1 protein-coding gene is annotated in these 1,063 nt (G+C 69.3%); it reads right to left on the reverse strand.

The window, feature by feature from the left end; all coding sequences use genetic code 11:
- Positions 1–53: 53 nt before the first annotated feature.
- Positions 54–728 (reverse strand): Crp/Fnr family transcriptional regulator, encoded by a 675-nt coding sequence (locus AOK23_RS39275; RefSeq protein ID WP_005476003.1) that lies wholly within the window; start codon positions 726–728, stop codon positions 54–56.
- Positions 729–1,063: the final 335 nt, after the last annotated feature.

The raw sequence follows: 1,063 nt of genomic DNA on the forward strand, positions 1-1,063 counted from the left end.
ACCGGTGACCGGTGACCGGTGCCGGTCGCTGGCGACCCGGTCGCTGGTGAAGGTCAGCGCGACCGCTTCGCCAGTCGCTCCACGTCCAGCAGGATCACCGCGCGGGCCTCCAGCCGCAGCCAGCCACGCTGCGCGAAATCGGCGAGCGCCTTGTTGACGGTCTCGCGGGACGCCCCGACGAGCTGCGCCAGCTCCTCCTGTGTGAGGTCGTGCACCACGTGGATGCCTTCCTCGGACTGCACACCGAACCTCCGGGAGAGGTCCAGCAGCGCACGGGCGACACGGCCCGGGACGTCCGAGAACACCAGGTCGGACATCTGGTCGTTGGTCTTCCGCAGCCTCCGCGCGACGGCGCGCAGCAGCGCGGCCGCCACCTCGGGGCGCGCGTTCAGCCACGGCTGGAGGTCGCCGTGGCCGAGGCCGAGCAGCTTGACCTCGGTCAGCGCGGTGGCGGTGGCCGTCCGCGGCCCCGGGTCGAACAGCGACAGCTCGCCGATCAGCTCACCGGGACCGAGCACGGCGAGCATGTTCTCGCGGCCGTCGGGCGACGCGCGGTGCAGCTTGACCTTGCCCTCGGTGACCACATACAGGCGGTCCCCGGGGTCGCCCTCGTGGAAGAGAGCGTCACCGCGCGCGAGGGTCACCTCACTCATGGAGGCGCGGAGCTCCGCGGCCTGCTCGTCATCGAGCGCCGCGAAGAGCGGGGCGCGCCGCAGAACGTCGTCCACGAGTTCTCTCCTTGTCGACCTGCTCAGGGGATCTTGCTCCCCGTAGTACCAGGGGACCGTGTTCCCCGTTTAGCCGGACGGTCCAAACAGTGTGATCTGTCACAAGGATGCCGCACACATGTCCCGAGGTAAGCGTCAGGGGTCCAATTGGGGGCCGATCTTCAGGGCCCGGGGCGGATGTCGGTGCCGGGCTTTAGGCTGGCCGAGTGTCCAAATCGCCGGTGAGAGCACAGGCCAAGGGGGCTGGACGGGTGGTTGTACGTCGCGATTCCGCTGTGGGCGAACAGGGCCCCTCGGGAGCGAAGAAAACGGCAAAGAAGACGAACGCGTCGCCG

Origin of the sequence: Streptomyces torulosus, from assembly GCF_001419765.1 — a bacterium.
GTDB lineage: Bacteria > Actinomycetota > Actinomycetes > Streptomycetales > Streptomycetaceae > Streptomyces > Streptomyces torulosus.